The organism is Psychrobacter sp. M4, assembly GCF_055699795.1.
Genome location: NZ_CM146740.1, coordinates 2,844,357 through 2,861,603, shown reverse-complemented (window position 1 = coordinate 2,861,603; position 17,247 = coordinate 2,844,357). Strand labels below are relative to the sequence as shown.

Below are 17,247 nucleotides of genomic sequence, written 5' to 3'. Positions count from 1 at the left end.
ACTGGTTCATCTCTGACTATGTCTCTTTAATCTGTTGCACCAAATGAGGCATGACCACTCCCGCTTTATCGGCTAAAGTGATATCAACTATAGTATTGGGAGTAGGGTTGGGGTTTATCTCAATAATTTTGGCACCGTTTTGCTGAGCCAATTGCGCCAGACCTGCCGCAGGATAAACCAAACTTGACGTTCCAATACTGATAAACACATCGCAATTGGCGGCAGCATCTTCAGCATGTTGCCATGCTCCAGTAGGCAGTGCTTCGCCAAACCAGACGATGTCGGGTCTGATATAGTTGTCACAGTGCTGGCAAGTGATTAAATCAGTACTAAAATTAGAGTCATCTTCGCTAACTTCTTTGTCAGCGTTGAAATCTCTTGATTTGTCCTCGTAAGATATGCCACAGTGACTACAACGATTGCGCCATAAATGACCGTGCAGATGAGCCGCTGTGCTTCCAGCTTGCTCGTGCAGATCATCGACGTTTTGGGTAATCAAGCTGATTGATTGGTTATGCTGTGCCGCATAGTCTTGCCAATCGGCGAGGGCCAAGTGAGCAGGGTTGGGCTGTTTATTGTGTACTAGTTGCCTACGCCACTGATACCATGACCATACCAGCTGTGGATCGCGTGCAAAAGCAGCTGGATTGGCTAAGTCTTCAGCGCGGTACTGTTCCCATAGACCAGTTTGCTTGTCACGAAAGGTGGGAATACCGCTTTCTGCCGAAATCCCAGCACCGGTCAAAATACAGATACGTGCTGGTGCTGTTAATAATCTAGCCGCGCTTTGAATATTAGCCGCTAACGCTTGCGGCAATTCTTGTAACATGACTTAACCTCTAACAATAGGATACATCTCTTTATGATAGACGGAAAATGGTGGCTTGTCATATTATCAGCAGTAATCATTGCATTATGGTTGCTAGCTTCTACGCGCGGCACTAAGAATGTTAGAAACAATAAGAATACTAGAGCAATGAGTAATTCAGCTATTAAAAAAGCATCGCCTAATGACGCCCTACAAAAAACAGCTATGGTGCTCGAACAGAATTTTCCAGATTATCAAGTTACGCGCAGAAGTAAACATCTGCTTATCAGTAAACTTAACAAAAAAGTGGCGATGATTACTATCGATAAAAGTATCGCTGCAGGTCAACGCCGTTTAGGAGAGGTGCCGATCATTAACTATCATAAAGTGCCTAGTCGTGCTCAACTCAAAACTAATTTACAAGACGCACAATAATTTTGGACAGTAACTTTAAATATAGCTCTAAGCCGTAACTTTGAATAAGCTGCCCTAGACACCATCAACTATATGAGTCACAGCATAAAATTTAATCATTATCACTAACGCCTTGTTAGCGTCAGGCAAGGTCATTATAGATTTTTTTGAAACGCTTGATGTCATTATCACTTATCGAGTTGCCATCAGCCAAAAAACAACCACACTCCAAAACACAGAGCCAACTGATAATAAAGCCATATAAAAGACGCTCATTTTTCTCTCCTAAACTTAAATCAAATAATAGTAATAGCTATAGATTCGGTATCCAAACTCGTCCATCAAGTCTTTTATAAATAGTGTCAAACAATATGAATAATCTGGTGAATAGATTTTACCCACTTCAAATCTGATAAACCTAACTTATATTTGGTTTCCAGATTATTACTACTATATTCATTTGTTTACATATAATTACATAAATACCTTAAAAACAATCATACGCATATTGCTTTTAAATTGAAAGTAATTTATTAGATATTTTTGTCTTTTTTATAGTAGATATAAACTGATGAATTTTGCTAGTTGTATCGAAGATATATGCAAAATAGATGCCAAAGAATATAAGGAAGGAGTCGGAGATGAGGTGCGGAAAATAAAGACATTGTAGGGGAAATATGATAAAGGGGGTATTTTATATAATTGCAGAGATACTACGAGCTATGAGTACTGCCAAAGTCAGAGGTTTTAGACACAATTTTTTGACGCATATAACTATCTATTAGCGTTTATGACTATTTCTTAGTGTTTATAGCTGTGAAGACAAAAGTGATGATAAGGATATTGACAAGTTTTTATTTAAAAGGATTGTTGAGGTGAGAAGTCAAGCAAGAAAAAATAAAAAAAGAAGTGGTGCGCTCGGCGGGAATCGAACCCACGACCCTCGGCTTCGGAGACCGATACTCTATCCAACTGAGCTACGAGCGCTTAATGTGATTTGATGACGGAGCGGCTATTAGGATCTTTCCCGATAAGATTTTACAGGAGAGAGTACTAGCCGTGTAACGCAAAGTGTCGAAAAATAAAGACCGCCTAGTCTAACAAATAAAAGCCAAAAAACCAATGCTCAAAGCAGCTAATAAATATTCTTTCACAATAAACAAGATAGTCAACAAACAAGCATGGCAATTTACCACGCTTTTCCCTTATAATGCTATGGAGAATATACATGGATAATCAAATCACCGATTACAAGTGCGCCTGCAGGTAGGGTAATGGTTAATAACCACATGTCCTTGAAGCTCAAAGAAGAACAGAATGCTAAATTATGCTGGCACTTGTATACGCTATAAGAGAACGTGACGGATGAGAAAAGTAGTTATGTTATCGGCAGCTGCCATTCTAGGAATCGCTAGTATCGCGGTGAGCCAAGCTGAAGATATTGTAGATACCCCTGTGACGGTATCGGAAGTGGAAGAAGCGCAAGAAGTCGTTGAAGAGGCACCTGAGGTATTGGGTGATCAGACGCAAGCGGCAGCTGATACTACAGATACGAATGCAGAGGTAAGTGTTGCTGCAGATACTGCTGAAACAGATGCTGATGCTGCTACCGAAGACGGCGCCGCTGAAGAAACTGTGCAAGCTGCTGCTCCTGCCGTTGAAGAAGAGCCTATCCCTGAGGATACGCCGCAAGTACAAAAGCTGATTGCGCTATACCCAAACCTGATTGCTCGTATTCAGCCTGTAGGTAATTTATGCTTTGAAGGTGAGCCTTGTGATGTCACTGTACGGGCCGCTGGTGCTTCAGCAGACGGCAGTCCGCGCGACGGTGTTGCCGTCTACGGCGCAGTCTGTCAAACTTGTCATGGCGCAGGGCTACTTGGTGCTCCAATGCTAGGTGATGCTGGTGCTTGGGGTCCTCGTATTGCTAAAGGTAAAGACACTTTATATGACCATGCTATCAATGGTTTCAACGCTATGCCAGCTAAAGGTGGCGCTGATATCCCTGATGAAGAAGTGCAAAATGCTGTAGATTATCTAGTAGCTGAAGCTAGCTAGTATAAAGTTGCGATAACTTACTTACCACTTGTCTTGCATAGTTCAGTTTTGAGCTTAGCTTCTATAGATATAAATACTCACCTTTAAAAATTTAGAACTTATCTAAAAAAAGCTCATCTTATATATGAACTGACCCCCATAAGTTGGACACAATTTATGGGGGTTATTTTATGCGTTACGATCTAGACTTTAAGATCAAAGTCATAGCATACTACAAGTAAGGACATAGCGGACATGCTACCAGTGAGAAGTTTTCTGTAAATCCGCGGTTTGTCAGCAAATGGGTCGAGCAATATCAACATGGTGGCATAGACGCTATCAAGCCTAAGGTCGATAGGACTAAATACAGTAGCGACTTTAAGTATAAAGTGCTCGCTGTGATGTTATCAGAAGGACTAAGTCAGTCTGAAACTGCCCTTAGGTTTACTATCAGCTCACCTGCGCTTATTAGCCACTGGCACAACGCTTATCGACACTACGGTATGTCTGGACTCACCTCTAAATATAAAGGTAGTAATCCTATGACCTCTCCTATCACAGACAAACCTGATGAGGACAAGACCCTAGCAGAGCTCAAACGTGAGAACGAGTATCTACGAGCGGAGAATGCGTATTTAAAAAAGCTCGATGCCTTGCTCAGAGCGGAGGAACAAGCAGACAAAAAGCAAGGCTCATCGAAGGACTAAGACAACAGCACGTGTTATCTGACTTACTCACCATAGCAAAGCTTGCAAGGAGTAGTTTCTACTATCATAGAGCGAGTCTTTGGGATAAAGACAAATACGCTCCCTTGAAACAGCGCATCCGTGATATCTACCACCAGCATAAAGGTCGATATGGCTATCGTCGAATCACTCAGACACTTAAGAATGAAGGACTAAAGGTCAACCATAAGCGGGTTGCAAGGCTTATGGGACAGCTTAAGCTGACTGCCAGAATCAGACGACAAAGGTATCGATCCTACAAAGGACAGTGCGGCGTTATAGCTAAGAACAGGGTCAAGCGTAAGTTCAGAGCAGGTGCGCCTAATCGCAGATGGTTTACTGACATCACTGAATTTAAGGTCGGCGGTGATAAGTTGTATCTATCACCCATACTCGATGGCTACAACAATGAGATCATCAGTTATACGCTCTCAAGACGACCCGTCTATGATTTAGTCAAACAGATGCTTGAGCGTGCCGTTAAAAACATACCTGCAAAGCGCAAAGAGGAGCTCACCCTGCATTCAGATCAAGGCTGGCACTATCAAATGAAACCGTTTGCAAGTACGCTTAGAGCGAATCATATTAACCAAAGTATGAGCCGTAAGGGTAATTGCTTAGACAATGCATTGATGGAAGGGTTCTTTGGTACGCTCAAATGTGAGACGATTTATATTGAGAAACCGAATACCATTGAGGATTTAGAGCAACAGATTCATGAGTACATACATTACTACAATCATGATCGGATTCAGCTTAAACTAAAAGGACTGAGTCCTGTAAAGTACAGAACTCAGTCCTTTCTTTAATTAACCGTCCAAGTTTAGGGGGTCAGTTCAATACTAGGATGGGCTTTTTTTATGCTTTTTATAAATTAAACGTATTTATCTTGTACTAGGAGTAAATCAACAGGGTACAGCCGTTGAAATTCTTCATAAGCAACCTCACTTTATAGCATTACAATAAATATTCTATAAAACCATAAAAGAGGTGTTCATGTCTGAGGTGCCAGCGCTTACGGTTCAAAATTTATCTAAAACTTACGAGAATGGGTTTTCGGCATTGAAAGGTATCGACTTAACAGTGCCTCAAGGCGGTTTCTTTGCCTTGTTGGGGCCTAATGGTGCTGGTAAATCGACTATGATTGGCATTATTAGCTCTTTATTTAAGCCAACAACAGGTAGTGTGCATATCTTTGGTACAGATTTGCTAGAAAATCCATCAATTGCTAAACAGTATCTTGGAATAGTACCACAAGAATTTAACTTCAACCAGTTTGAAAAAGTTGAAGATATTTTGATTACCCAAGCGGGTTACTTTGGTATTCCGGCCAAAGAGGCCAAACCTCGAGCAAAAAGACTGTTGACGGCTCTTGGACTATGGGATAAGCGCGATACAATGTCACGTGAGCTATCAGGTGGTATGAAGCGGCGTCTAATGATCGCCCGCGCGCTTATTCATAAGCCTAAATTATTAATACTTGATGAACCAACTGCAGGGGTAGATATTGAGCTGCGCCGCTCTATGTGGGAATTTATGCAGCAAATCAATATCGAAGAGAACACTACTATTATTTTGACGACGCATTATTTGGAAGAAGCTGAGCAGCTGTGTAAGCGTATTGCTATTTTGGATCATGGTGAGATTCGTATCAATACTGAGATGAAAGACTTGCTCGCGCAGTTATCTGTCGAAACTTTTGTGTTTGATGTCATCACACCTCTTGAGCAGCCCATAAAACTCAAGGGCGTCACAGAAGTCGCGCAACCAGATGAGCTGACGCTTGAGGTTACCCTGACAGAAGGGGAGTCGCTAAATGGCGTCTTTACTCAGCTGTCTGATCAAGGCATTACTATTGGTAGTATGCGCAATAAATCTAATCGTTTGGAAGAGTTGTTTATGCGCTTGGTAGAAAAAAACGTCCAGAGTGGAGATAGTATGAAGGAGGCAAGATTATGAAACAGGAGATAGAGGTAGATCATAATGAAAGTATATCTTGGTTCAAAAGAGGGATTGCGTTTCGTACTATTTTATTAAAAGAGATACGCCGCATTCTGCGTATATGGCCGCAGACTTTGTTGCCACCTGTCATTACCATGACCCTGTACTTTGTAATCTTTGGTAGAATGATAGGCGATAGAGTAGGCGAGATGGGCGGCGTACCTTACATGCAGTTTATCGTGCCTGGTCTTATCATGATGGCGGTGATTACTAACAGTTACTCCAATGTGGTTTCAAGCTTTTTTAGTGCTAAATTTACTTCGAGTATTGAAGAGCTACTAGTGTCTCCGGTGTCCAAGCATGCTATTTTAATGGGCTATGTCAGTGGTGGGATTTTTCGTGGATTGACTATTGCTATTATTGTCTCTATTGTCGCCCTGTTCTTTACTGATCTTGGCATCCAGCATTTATTTGTCACGGTCTTTACAGTTTTGGGAACTTCAATCTTGTTTTCCTTAGGCGGCTTTATTAACGCTGTGTTTGCACGCTCGTTCGATGATATCTCTATTATTCCAAGCTTTGTATTGACGCCATTAACCTTTTTGGGTGGGGTGTTCTATTCTATGGAAGACTTATCGACATTTTGGCAAAACGTCTCACTACTAAACCCCATTGTCTATATGGTGAACTCGTTCCGCTACGGTATTTTAGGCTATTCTGATGTCAATGTCTTTTATTCGATGGCAGCTATTTTTATTTTTTGTGCGGTATTTTATGTGATCTCATATCGCCTACTTAGTGATGGCTCACGAGTTCGATTGTAGTAGGTGGATTGAATATTATTGGCAATGAAGTAAGTGATAAGGACGTATCAATGAGTATTCACGGTATCTTAGGTGAGCAAACTACTGATTATCCAACCGAGTATAGTCCTGAGACGCTGTATCCTATTGCTCGCAATCTAGGCCGCAATGCTATTGACTGGCAAGCAGATAAGCCCAGTATTCATAAACTAAGTGTTGGCATTGATTGGTGGCACGCCTTTGAGGTGTCATGGCTAAATCCGAAAGGGGTCTCACAAGTAGCGATAGCGCGCTTTAGTGTGCCCGCAAGCTCACCTTATATCGTTGAGTCCAAATCACTCAAGCTTTATCTTAACAGTATTAACTTCACTGAGTTTGCAAGCTGGCAGGATGTAGAGGCACTACTGGCTAGAGATCTATCCGCATGCGTACAAAGCGAGGTGCAAGTTGATTTATTTGCACTCCATGATGACACCTCAGGGTTATTAATCACCCAGCCGGAGGGTATTTGTATTGATGAAGCTTTGGCCGATAGTGATGAAAAGGTAGCTTTAAGCGTTCATCCTGATGCGGCGTTATTAGTGAACGGTAAACTAGAAACAAACCAAACTTACAATAATAATGGGCTTTATACTTTTTATTCTAACTTGCTACGTAGCAACTGTCCGGTGACCAATCAGCCTGATTGGGGAACGCTAGCGGTCTCTATAAATAGCCTTAAAGCAATAGATAATGCGGCGATGCTGCGTTATATCCTAAGCTATCGACAGCATAATGGCTTTCATGAGCAGTGCGTTGAGCAGATATTTGCTGATTTGAGCAGAGTCTATCAGCCAAGTGAATTAATGGTTAGAGCTTGGTATACGCGCCGCGGCGGGATCGATATTAATCCATGCCGGGTCAGCAATACAGCACTGCTACCAATGCCTAGTCGTTTAATTAGACAGTAGTTTTCCATTATATTTTCTTAATCGTATTCAAGAATATCAAAAGCTATTGAGTATAAAAAAGCGCCTATCCAACAAGATAAGCGCTTTTTACTTCTAAAATTCTAGTTCTATTTACCAGTGACTCTCGCCAGTACTTCATCGCGGCTGAGCATTTGCTTCTCGCTATCACGGCGATTGACGTACTCGTATTTGTCTTCTGCCAAGTTACGATCAGAGACTACAATGCGGTGCGGAATACCGATCAGCTCAAGGTCAGCGAACTTGACGCCCGGACGCTCGTTACGGTCATCAAGTAGGACATTAACGCCTTGAGATTTTAATTCTTCATATAACGCGGTGGCCGTTTGCATTACGGTGTCTTCTTTGGACTTCATAGGCACAATAGCCACTTCAAACGGTGCAATTGAGTCATCAATGTCAGGCGTTTTTGGCCACATAATACCGTTATCATCGTTATTTTGTTCAATGGCCGCGGCAATAATGCGGCTAACACCAATACCGTAGCAGCCCATCATTAGCGTGACTGGCTTGCCATCTTCACCTGACACCGTACAACCCATCGCTTGTGAATATTTATCACCCAATTGGAAGATATGACCGACCTCAATACCGCGCTTGATTTGCAGGGTGCCTTTACCATCAGGCGAGGGATCGCCCTCAACGACGTTACGAATATCAACCACGCGCGTGATAGTAGCGTCACGCTCCCAGTTCATCCCTATTGTATGTTTATCGGTCTCATTAGCCCCAGATACAAAGTCTGCTAGGGCAGCAGCAGCGCGATCAACGAAGATAGGCATATCCAGCTCAACCCCAATGTAGCCTTTATGCAGACCTGCGGCTTTAAGCTCTTCTTCTGAGGCCATAGTTAACGGGACATCAACTTCTTCGATCTTCTCAGCTTTGATAGTATTCAAGGTATCGTCGCCACGTATGACCAAAGCGATCAGCTGCGCGTTCCCATCAGCGGTATGACCGTGCACCACTAAAGTCTTGACTGTAGTAGCAAGTGGGATGTCTAAATGCTGCGCGACGGCCTCACAAGTAGGCATATCTACTGTTGATACATCCTCACGTGGCTGTGATGCGGGCTGACGTTCAGCGGTACCAATAGACTCTGCAAGCTCTACGTTTGCAGCATAATCGGATGAGTCAGAGAAGGCAATATCATCTTCGCCGCTATCAGCGAGTACGTGAAATTCATGGGAAGCAAAGCCACCAATAGAGCCTGTATCTGCCTGCACAGCGCGAAAATTTAATCCCAAACGGGTAAAAATACGGCTATAAGCATCGAACATATCATCATACGTTTTAGCAAGTGACACTTGATCAACATGGAATGAATAAGCATCTTTCATGGTAAATTCGCGCGCTCGCATCACCCCAAAGCGCGGGCGGATCTCATCACGAAACTTACCTTGGATTTGGAAAAAGGTCACTGGCAGCTGCTTATAGCTGCGTAGCTCACTTTGAGCAAGGGTGGTGATGACTTCTTCGTGCGTTGGGCCGAGCACAAACTCGCGCTCATGACGGTCTTTGAAGCGTAGCAGTTCAGGACCGTAGTCTTCAAAACGTCCCGTTATTTTCCACAGCTCAGCGGGCTGAGTCATAGGCATAAGTACCTCTTGCGCGCCGATATTTTGCATCTCTTCACGAACGATACGCTCGACCTTTTGCAACACGCGCAGCCCCATGGGCAACCAAATATACAAGCCAGAGGCGATCTTGCGGATGAGACCGGCACGCACCATCAATTGGCTGGAGGCAATATCGGCATCGCTGGGGGTCTCTTTTAGGGTAGCAAATAAAAATTGACTGGCTTTCATAAATAAAGCGTAACCTTATCTTTGATAGAATAATAAATAAGGCGATGAGCTTTTGGCTTATTAGCCACTACAAGCTTGCCTTTATAGGAAGGAAATTATAGTAGTCGATACTTCAATCTAACCGCAGTTTATGCTTGTCTATAGCTAATTTTTTATAGTGCTCTATTTAAGCGGTATTATATAGGTTAGATTTATCGATACAAACGCTCTATGTTAGGTAAAGTTTGCCTAAGACGCAATGACTTTTTAATTTTTCCGCCGCAACTTTATATAAACGCTCTTATAAGCTTAAAGATAGTTTGATTGCTTACTAATTTGATAAAAAAATAATATACGTGGACTAATTATAAGCAATGATGTAGGGGATTGGTAGAGATTGCTTGAAGTTACCTTAGAGCCGTATCATTTAGATTGTATAGCTATGTTTGACATTGTTATCTATTAGCTACATTGAAGCTAGTACTATCCGAGCAAAGCAAAGTATACTATTAAAAATGGCATCATCGATAAAAGGCTGCGTATATGACAAGTCCAAATAATAAACCATCTACTGATCGGGACGGTACGCTGAGCAAGTCTCCTAAACCTAAAAAACCCATTGCTATGATGTCATGGCTGCTACTCATTATAGGTTTCGCAGCTTTAGCATTTGCTATTTATGTTGCGCAGAATGCTACTGAGGAGGAACCAATAGAAACGATTACTCGTGAAGGGGTTGTCACTCAAATACAGCAGCTCAATCGTTTGCAAACGGTAGCTTTTAGCGTCGATACCGTAATTACTAGTCAGCGTCCTGGCAGCTGGATGAAGCTGTGGCAAGATGAGCAAAAGGGTCTGTTTATTGCACGTGGCCGTGTAGATGCAGGTATTGACTTAAGCGCGCTCACCCCTGAGATGGTACAGGTCATCCAACCTGACGAGCAAATGAGTGCAGCTAATAATGAAAATCAAAGTAATGACGCTGCTACGCCTGTCATGCCGCAGATTAACATCACTATACCACCCTCAGAGATATTCTCAGTCTACCTAGATGATATCGAGATTTACGATTGGCAAACCGGAGCATTTGGTATGATGCAAGTCGATCCAAAAATCTTCGAACAAGCACAAGACATGGCCAAAAAAGAAGTCCTTGAGCGTGCTTGTCGCGGTGATGTGATGAATATTGCTTTACAGAATGCGCAAACTCAGCTGCAACAGTTATTTGCTCTAACGGGAGCCGTGGTTACGGTAAACACGCAGGGAGCAGGGGCTTGTCAGTTGCCACAAAACACGGCATAAATTACAAACAAAGAAACTACCATTTAAAACTTTTTATAAGGCTTGAAATTACCGAATATAGTGTCATCTATATTATATAGCATTACTTATTTATTATTCATTGCAAACTTATAAATACTGCTAACAGAATATGATAATACAATGTAAGTGGTGGCGAATATGAAAAACCCTAACGATAAACAGTCTACTGATGTCAAGCGCAAACTTAATAAGCGCCGCAAATCGGAGGATTCTCTGCCATTAGCCACGTGGATACTGCTAATTATAAGTTTTTCTCTACTGGCTTACGCCCTCTATTCTATTCAAACCCGCATAATATAAGCGCCTGATAAGACTGACATAACTAAAAGTAGTCTAACGCAAGCACAATAGCTAAGCCATTACAAACTCAGCGCTCTGCTATTAATGCCCTAATTTAGTTCTTTTTGAATTCAGCAATGGCTAGTTTCCGTGCCGCTTTATGCTCGACCATGGGCGTTGGATAATCGATTTTAGCAAATTCGCCGCCTTTTTTAAGTGCCTTACGTAGCTTGTCTTCGCTATGCAAAATGGAGGCAGGAATATCTTTAAGCTCCGGCAGCCAAGTTTTGATAAATATTGCCTTCGAGTCATGCGACTTGGCTTGGCTAAAAGGGTTCATGATGCGAAAGTAGGGTGCAGAATCAGTACCAGTTGAGGCGCTCCACTGCCAGCCACCATTGTTGGAGGAAAAATCACCATCTACTAGCTGCTGCAGAAAATAACGCTCACCTAAGCGCCAATCAATGAGTAAGTCCTTGGTCAAAAACATCGCCGTCACCATACGCAGCCGATTGTGCATAAAGCCTGTTGCGTTCAAGCAGCGCATCGCGGCATCTACAAAAGGCACGCCTGTCATGCCTGTGCACCATGCTGCAAAATCATCTTCATTATATGACCAGTTAATTTTTTTATCCGTATCGTCTTTATAGGCTTGATGACGAATCAGCTTGGGTTTATCTACCAATACATGCCGATAAAAGTCTCGCCAGGCCAGCTCGCTTATCCAGCGATTGATGTCTTCATTGTCGCTGTCATTGCCGTGCAATTTTTCTTGCGCGCTATTCGCTTGCAGATAGCATTCTCTTGCGCTGATTGCGCCAATAGTTAGATAAGCTGACATGTGACTGGTACCTTGCAAACTAGGTTTATCACGGCTTAAGTTATAATCGTTGATATCATCAGAGGTAAATTGCTGTAAACGCTGGCAAGCCGCATGCTCTCCTGCCGGATAATCTTCACGTGAATAGTCAAGCTGCGAATCACTATCGATATGACTTAGCGCTTCATTGTCTGCTAATGACTTTTGATAGTCCTTAAGGACTTTTTTGGTCAATGACTCGATATCTTTTAGCGTGTTGATGCTGTCTGTTGCAGACTTCAGGGTAATAGCTTTATTATTAGACTCGTTATTTTCGATAGCTTGTGCTTGGTGTAGTGTCAGTGCTCCGGTCTCTAGGGTCTCGCGCCATTTTTTATAAAACGGGGTAAACACTTTATACATGGTGTCATTGTCGTTGGTAGTAATGCTTTTAGGCGGTAAAATGCACTGGTCATGCCAGCGTATAAACTCAATATCTTGCTTCCCAAGCTGCTCGGTTAGTTGCTCATCGCGAGCAATCTCACGACCTTCGTATTCGTGATTGGCCATAACTAGACTGATATTCTGGCTGTCACAAAGCTCAACTAGCGCTTTAACGCAGTCAGAGAACTTTGGACAGACATAGACATGCAGGATAATATTTAGCTCATTACGTAAGTCCTTGGCAAGGATAGGTATAGTGCGCATGATATGATCAACTTGCGCCGGTGACCTATCGTGGAGTTGCCACTGTTTGGGCGTAATAAAAAATACTGCGCTCACTGACGCGTTATCCTCATTAGCGCGTTCGCAAAGAGCCGCTAGAGCCGTATTATCATGTAGACGCAAATCACGGCGAAACCACATTAAATAATGCGGCAAGCTAGCACTAGGGTTTTTATTATTACTGTTGCTATTGTCACTGGCAGACGCAGTCTTAGACATTTAAATCCCTTATTTTAATCATAAACAAAACTATGAATAAAAGTATGCTAGGATAAGTTTTTGGATGCAATTGATTTGCAGTCTAAGTAACAAATTATCATCATATCTTTTAGCAATTATTTAGGTTAACCCATGCACGTTAAGTTCTGCGGCTTTACCCAGCTGGCTGATATTCAAGACGCTGTCCGATTGGGCGCTGATGCAGTGGGTTTGGTATTTTATCTGCCAAGCCCGCGTGCCGTGACACCAGATGAGGCGCAAGTCTTGGTTGCTGCTGTACCCGCCTTTGTCAGCGTGGTCGCATTAGTGGTTAATATGACAGCGGATGAGCTAATCCAGCTTGCTAACGATGTCAGCTTTGATATCATTCAATTTCATGGTGATGAGAGCGCAGATGAGTGCCAAGAGCTAGCAAATGAGGTGAATAAGCGCTGGATAAAAGCGCTGCGTATTAATGCCGAGCAAGATACACCCGCTAGCGTCAAAGCTCAGATTGAACAATTTGCCCAAGCTGGGGCGAGCAGTATCTTGCTTGATGCCTATCATCAGCATAAGTATGGCGGCACTGGCGCAAGCTTTGATTGGGATTTGATACCTTATGATAGTGCACTACCTATTATATTGGCTGGTGGTCTCACTGCTGACAATATCGCTGAAACTTTAGACTTACCGATCTATGGGGTTGATGTTAGCGGCGGTATTGAGTCTACTAAAGGAGTTAAGGATGCTGCCAAAATGCGCGCATTTATGAAAGCGGTTAAGCGTGATCGATGGCAAAGCCCAGCGCTAAGCGAGTCCTAAGAATTATACATAGTTAGTCTTATATTTAGCTGGCTATCAAAAAAATACTTCAATTTCAAACCTCATTTATCCTAGGAATTATCATGAATCAAGTCGCTGATAAAACAGCTCAAGAACCTTCGGCCGCTGCCCAAGCTATCAACACTTTTACCAATCCAAAAGACGTAAAAGACTTTAATCAATATCCCGATGCGCGTGGGCACTTTGGGGTGCATGGCGGCCGTTTTGTGTCAGAAACCTTGATGGCTGCGCTCGAAGAGCTTGAAACTTTATATACCAAAGTTAAAGCTGACCCTGCGTTTTGGGAAGAGTACCATAACGATCTGGTTAATTATGTTGGTCGTCCCACGCCGCTATATCATGCCAAACGTCTTAGCGATGAGATCGGCGGGGCGCAGATTTACTTTAAACGTGAAGATTTGAATCATACCGGCGCGCACAAAGTGAATAATACTATCGGGCAGGCATTGCTTGCCAAAATGAGCGGTAAAAAACGCATTATCGCCGAGACGGGCGCAGGTCAGCATGGCGTAGCAACGGCTACTATCGCCGCGCGTTTAGGGCTTGAGTGTATCGTCTATATGGGCGCAGATGATGTCGAGCGCCAAAAGATGAACGTCTACCGGATGCGTCTGCTTGGCACAAAGGTCGTACCGGTAACGTCCGGTTCACGTACGCTAAAAGACGCGATGAATGAAGCCATGCGCGACTGGGTCACTAACGTGGATACCACTTATTACATCATCGGCACCGTTGCAGGACCGCATCCTTATCCGCTCCTTGTGCGCGACTTTCAGGCGATTATCGGCAAAGAGACTCGCATTCAGCATCTGCAAAAAACAGGCAAACTGCCGGATGCACTAGTTGCTTGTGTTGGCGGCGGCTCAAACGCTATTGGCCTGTTTTTTGACTTTTTAAATGACACTGGCGTCAAAATGTACGGCGTTGAAGCCACAGGCGACGGTATCGAAACGGGTCGTCATTCAGCGCCGCTCGCCGCAGGTCGCATCGGGGTATTGCACGGCAATCGCACCTATTTGATGGCCGATGACGAGGGTCAAATCCAAGAGACGCATTCTATATCTGCCGGTCTCGACTATCCAGGCGTTGGCCCTGAGCACAGTTTCTTAAAAGATATGCACCGCGTTGAATATGTTGGTTGTACAGATTTGGAGGCGCTTGAGGGCTTCCACGAAGTCACCCGTAAAGAAGGCATTATCCCAGCACTCGAGACCGCTCATGCTTGTGCTTATGCTTTAAAATTGGCAAAAACTATGACTCCAGATCAAACCATTGTCGTCAATATGTCGGGTCGCGGTGATAAAGATTTGCATTCGGTGATGAAGGCGGAAGGGATTGAGCTGTAGAGACTATAGAAAGATAAAAGATAAATGAGGCTATAAATAATAGCCTCTAGTTTTTTAATAATATTAATTTTAGAGACCCCTATGACCCGAATTGAAAGCACCTTTGACACCCTAAAAGCCCAAAATAAAAAAGCTTTGATCCCTTATGTGATGGCAGGCGATCCCAATCCCAGCAATTTTGTGGGTTTGCTGCATGATCTAGTTAAGCATGGCGCGGATATGATTGAAGTTGGATTGCCATTCTCTGATCCTATGGCAGACGGGCCTACCGTTGCCTTGGCAGGGGAGCGTGCATTAGCAGCAGGTACCAGCACGCGTGATGCATTAAAAATGGTCGCTGAGTTTCGTCAGCAAGATAAAGAGACGCCTATTATCTTAATGGGGTATCTAAACCCTGTTGAAATTATTGGCTACGATAAGTTTGTAGCGCTTTGCGAGCAATCCGGTGTTGACGGTATTTTAATGGTAGATCTGCCGCCAGCGGAAGCGGGCAGTTTTACCCAACATTTAACTGATCATGCGATGAATGAGATTTTTTTATTATCACCAACCACTTTGCCGGAGCGTCGCGAGCAAGTATTGACCCATTGTGGCGGTTATATTTATTATGTGTCGCTAAAAGGTGTCACTGGTTCGGCCACGCTAGATACTGACGATGTAGCAACGCAAGTGCAAGCGATAAAAGCGGAGACTGATCTGCCAGTATGCGTAGGCTTTGGTATCCGTGATGGCGCGTCAGCCAAAGCCATTGGCGCGCACGCTGACGGCGTCATTGTTGGTAGCGCTTTGGTACAAAACTTTGCTGATATTGATGCCAATGACACGACAGCAGTGGCAGCGGCTCAGCAGAAAATAATGGTAAAAATGGATGAGCTGCGTACAGCTTTAGACAGCTTAAGTGCTTAAGTAGCCCTGACAATGCGTATAATAAACGATCTATTAAATGGCTTTGCTAAATCTAGTTTACGTGTGTAAACTAAGATAAAATATAAATGGTTACATTTACCTATAATCTGACTTTTTATAGCTGCTCATCCTCTCAGCTACCTATATTGTGACTGTACTTAACCTGCAAAGACAAGTGTATGGGCAGACTTGTCGACAAGCCTTTGATAATGGCGAATAACTATGACTGATACGATAAAAAAAACGGATACCAAAAACGCTGATACTCAACAGGACAACGCTGATCCGGGGCGTCATTCTTGGTTTGATCGCCCTGTACCGGGCATCAAACAGCAATTGACCCAGGTACTAACGGCGGTAGAAACTGAACCGTCGACAGAATGCTCTAATTGCCATTCTATGATTACCAATACGGCACTGATTTTCAATTGTTATGTCTGCCCGCACTGCGATCATCATCTGCCTATGACTGCTCGCGAGCGTTTAAAATGGTTTTTAGAACAAATCGATGGTGAGCTTGGGCAAGAATTTACGCCCAAAGATCCGCTTGGTTTTGTAGATAGTAAGCCTTATCCCCAACGTATGGCTGAGGCGCAAAGCAAAACCGGTGAGAGTGAAGCGCTAATCGTTTTGTACGGCAAATTGCGCAACCTTGATCTAGTCACTTGTGCCTTTGACTTTCGCTTTATGGGCGGCTCGATGGGTTCAGTCGTTGGCGATCGTTTTGTGCAAGCAGCCGAAAAAGCGCTGATAGAGAACAAACCACTGGTTTGTTTTGCTGCCTCTGGCGGCGCACGTATGCAGGAGGGTTTATTGTCTTTGATGCAAATGGCGCGTACCGCTGCCGCTATTGAGCGTCTAAGGCTGGCGGGCATTCCTTATATCGTAGTACTAACCAATCCTGTTTATGGCGGCGTGACCGCCTCTCTTGCGATGCTTGGTGATATTCATCTGGCTGAACCAAAAGCGATGATTGGCTTTGCTGGTAAGCGCGTCATTGAACAGACTGTACGTGAAAAGTTAGAAGAACCGTTCCAGCGCGCTGAGTTTTTGCTCGAGCATGGCGTAATCGACGAAGTGGTACATCGTCATCAAATGATTGATACTATTTATCGTTTGCTGGCAAAGCTGTGCAATCAGCCTAATGTTGATGCTTAATTGACGTCAACTCTTAGTGTCGAATTAACCATTAATTTATCATTTTACCTCATAGCATTTATCGTCATACGCGATAAATGCTATTTTTACTTGTAAGTTTGGTTTTGGACCCACTTGTTATACACTAGCTTAATTTTTGCGTTTATACCGCGTTTTCAAATTGGTTTTAGATTTTTAATAGGTTAC

15 protein-coding genes, 1 tRNA gene and 1 pseudogene are annotated in these 17,247 nt (G+C 43.3%); 13 read left to right on the top strand and 4 right to left on the bottom strand.

Annotated elements, in window-relative coordinates; translation table 11 throughout:
- Positions 1-16 precede the first annotated feature (16 nt).
- Positions 17-829 (bottom strand): SIR2 family NAD-dependent protein deacylase, encoded by an 813-nt coding sequence (locus ACR63N_RS11985; RefSeq protein ID WP_367104727.1) that lies wholly within the window; start codon positions 827-829, stop codon positions 17-19.
- 33 nt (positions 830-862) lie between these two features.
- On the opposite strand from ACR63N_RS11985, the gene ACR63N_RS11980 reads away from it, so the two are divergent.
- Positions 863-1,243 carry a hypothetical protein gene (locus ACR63N_RS11980; protein ID WP_472782078.1) on the top strand — a complete coding sequence of 127 codons (381 nt, stop codon included), beginning with the start codon at positions 863-865 and terminating at the stop codon, positions 1,241-1,243.
- A gap of 889 nt (positions 1,244-2,132) precedes the next feature.
- Here the strand turns inward: ACR63N_RS11980 and ACR63N_RS11975 are convergent.
- Positions 2,133-2,209, bottom strand: a tRNA-Arg gene (locus tag ACR63N_RS11975).
- Between the two features lie 378 nt (positions 2,210-2,587).
- Here ACR63N_RS11975 and ACR63N_RS11970 point away from each other — a divergent pair.
- The 6 genes and pseudogenes from ACR63N_RS11970 (at position 2,588) to queF (ending at position 7,678) form a co-directional block, all read left to right on the top strand.
- Complete coding sequence (locus ACR63N_RS11970) at positions 2,588-3,280, top strand: c-type cytochrome (protein WP_367104729.1); 693 nt, start codon at positions 2,588-2,590, stop codon at positions 3,278-3,280.
- 380 nt (positions 3,281-3,660) lie between these two features.
- Positions 3,661-3,966 carry a hypothetical protein gene (locus tag ACR63N_RS11965; protein WP_472782744.1) on the top strand — a complete coding sequence of 102 codons (306 nt, stop codon included), beginning with the start codon at positions 3,661-3,663 and terminating at the stop codon, positions 3,964-3,966.
- Positions 3,951-4,793: pseudogene (locus tag ACR63N_RS11960) on the top strand (IS3 family transposase); the annotation flags it as partial. The gene ACR63N_RS11965 and the pseudogene ACR63N_RS11960, both read left to right, overlap by 16 nt.
- 187 nt (positions 4,794-4,980) lie before the next feature.
- Positions 4,981-5,943 (top strand): ABC transporter ATP-binding protein, encoded by a 963-nt coding sequence (locus ACR63N_RS11955; RefSeq protein ID WP_367105683.1) that lies wholly within the window; start codon positions 4,981-4,983, stop codon positions 5,941-5,943.
- Positions 5,940-6,749 (top strand): ABC transporter permease, encoded by an 810-nt coding sequence (locus ACR63N_RS11950; protein WP_472782077.1) that lies wholly within the window; start codon positions 5,940-5,942, stop codon positions 6,747-6,749. The genes ACR63N_RS11955 and ACR63N_RS11950 overlap by 4 nt, the downstream gene beginning before the upstream one ends.
- A gap of 50 nt (positions 6,750-6,799) precedes the next feature.
- Positions 6,800-7,678, top strand: a complete 879-nt coding sequence (gene queF, locus ACR63N_RS11945; RefSeq protein ID WP_472782076.1) for an NADPH-dependent 7-cyano-7-deazaguanine reductase QueF — start codon at positions 6,800-6,802, stop codon at positions 7,676-7,678.
- Between the two features lie 107 nt (positions 7,679-7,785).
- Here queF and ACR63N_RS11940 read toward each other — a convergent pair whose 3' ends face one another.
- Entirely contained in the window at positions 7,786-9,504 is a 1,719-nt protein-coding gene (locus ACR63N_RS11940) for a proline--tRNA ligase (protein WP_472782075.1), read from the bottom strand.
- 522 nt (positions 9,505-10,026) lie between these two features.
- Here ACR63N_RS11940 and ACR63N_RS11935 point away from each other — a divergent pair.
- Positions 10,027-10,785 (top strand): DUF4230 domain-containing protein, encoded by a 759-nt coding sequence (locus ACR63N_RS11935; protein WP_472782074.1) that lies wholly within the window; start codon positions 10,027-10,029, stop codon positions 10,783-10,785.
- Positions 10,786-10,944: 159 nt separating this feature from the next.
- On the top strand, positions 10,945-11,106 hold the full coding sequence (locus ACR63N_RS11930) for a hypothetical protein (protein ID WP_472782073.1): 162 nt from the start codon (positions 10,945-10,947) through the stop codon (positions 11,104-11,106).
- Positions 11,107-11,200: 94 nt separating this feature from the next.
- Here ACR63N_RS11930 and ACR63N_RS11925 read toward each other — a convergent pair whose 3' ends face one another.
- A complete protein-coding gene (locus ACR63N_RS11925; protein WP_367105688.1) occupies positions 11,201-12,829 on the bottom strand; it encodes a cryptochrome/photolyase family protein in 1,629 nt (542 codons plus the stop codon).
- 132 nt (positions 12,830-12,961) lie between these two features.
- On the opposite strand from ACR63N_RS11925, the gene ACR63N_RS11920 reads away from it, so the two are divergent.
- The 4 genes from ACR63N_RS11920 to accD all read left to right on the top strand — a co-directional run bounded on the left by ACR63N_RS11920 (position 12,962) and on the right by accD (position 17,061).
- Positions 12,962-13,630: a phosphoribosylanthranilate isomerase gene (locus ACR63N_RS11920; RefSeq protein ID WP_472782072.1), complete on the top strand. Its 669-nt coding sequence runs from the start codon at positions 12,962-12,964 to the stop codon at positions 13,628-13,630.
- A gap of 83 nt (positions 13,631-13,713) precedes the next feature.
- Entirely contained in the window at positions 13,714-14,997 is a 1,284-nt protein-coding gene (gene trpB, locus ACR63N_RS11915) for a tryptophan synthase subunit beta (protein WP_367105690.1), read from the top strand.
- An 81-nt stretch (positions 14,998-15,078) separates the two neighbouring features.
- The gene (gene trpA, locus ACR63N_RS11910) at positions 15,079-15,903 is read left to right on the top strand and encodes a tryptophan synthase subunit alpha (RefSeq protein WP_367107233.1); all 825 of its coding nucleotides are present in this window, start codon (positions 15,079-15,081) and stop codon (positions 15,901-15,903) included.
- A 222-nt stretch (positions 15,904-16,125) separates the two neighbouring features.
- Positions 16,126-17,061 (top strand): acetyl-CoA carboxylase, carboxyltransferase subunit beta, encoded by a 936-nt coding sequence (accD, locus tag ACR63N_RS11905; protein WP_367105692.1) that lies wholly within the window; start codon positions 16,126-16,128, stop codon positions 17,059-17,061.
- Positions 17,062-17,247 lie beyond the last annotated feature (186 nt).

Excerpts from the sequence above, each read along its gene's own strand:
- ACR63N_RS11925 (WP_367105688.1), bottom strand. The coding sequence starts at position 12,829 with ATGTCTAAGACTGCGTCTGCCAGTGACAATAGCAACAGTAATAATAAA.
- ACR63N_RS11965 (WP_472782744.1), top strand. The coding sequence starts at position 3,661 with ATGTTATCAGAAGGACTAAGTCAGTCTGAAACTGCCCTTAGGTTTACT.
- ACR63N_RS11940 (WP_472782075.1), bottom strand. The coding sequence starts at position 9,504 with ATGAAAGCCAGTCAATTTTTATTTGCTACCCTAAAAGAGACCCCCAGC.
- ACR63N_RS11920 (WP_472782072.1), top strand. The coding sequence starts at position 12,962 with ATGCACGTTAAGTTCTGCGGCTTTACCCAGCTGGCTGATATTCAAGAC.
- trpA (WP_367107233.1), top strand. The coding sequence starts at position 15,079 with ATGACCCGAATTGAAAGCACCTTTGACACCCTAAAAGCCCAAAATAAA.
- ACR63N_RS11970 (WP_367104729.1), top strand. The coding sequence starts at position 2,588 with ATGAGAAAAGTAGTTATGTTATCGGCAGCTGCCATTCTAGGAATCGCT.
- ACR63N_RS11980 (WP_472782078.1), top strand. The coding sequence starts at position 863 with ATGATAGACGGAAAATGGTGGCTTGTCATATTATCAGCAGTAATCATT.
- ACR63N_RS11935 (WP_472782074.1), top strand. The coding sequence starts at position 10,027 with ATGACAAGTCCAAATAATAAACCATCTACTGATCGGGACGGTACGCTG.
- trpB (WP_367105690.1), top strand. The coding sequence starts at position 13,714 with ATGAATCAAGTCGCTGATAAAACAGCTCAAGAACCTTCGGCCGCTGCC.
- ACR63N_RS11950 (WP_472782077.1), top strand. The coding sequence starts at position 5,940 with ATGAAACAGGAGATAGAGGTAGATCATAATGAAAGTATATCTTGGTTC.
- ACR63N_RS11955 (WP_367105683.1), top strand. The coding sequence starts at position 4,981 with ATGTCTGAGGTGCCAGCGCTTACGGTTCAAAATTTATCTAAAACTTAC.
- ACR63N_RS11985 (WP_367104727.1), bottom strand. The coding sequence starts at position 829 with ATGTTACAAGAATTGCCGCAAGCGTTAGCGGCTAATATTCAAAGCGCG.
- accD (WP_367105692.1), top strand. The coding sequence starts at position 16,126 with ATGACTGATACGATAAAAAAAACGGATACCAAAAACGCTGATACTCAA.
- queF (WP_472782076.1), top strand. The coding sequence starts at position 6,800 with ATGAGTATTCACGGTATCTTAGGTGAGCAAACTACTGATTATCCAACC.
- ACR63N_RS11930 (WP_472782073.1), top strand. The coding sequence starts at position 10,945 with ATGAAAAACCCTAACGATAAACAGTCTACTGATGTCAAGCGCAAACTT.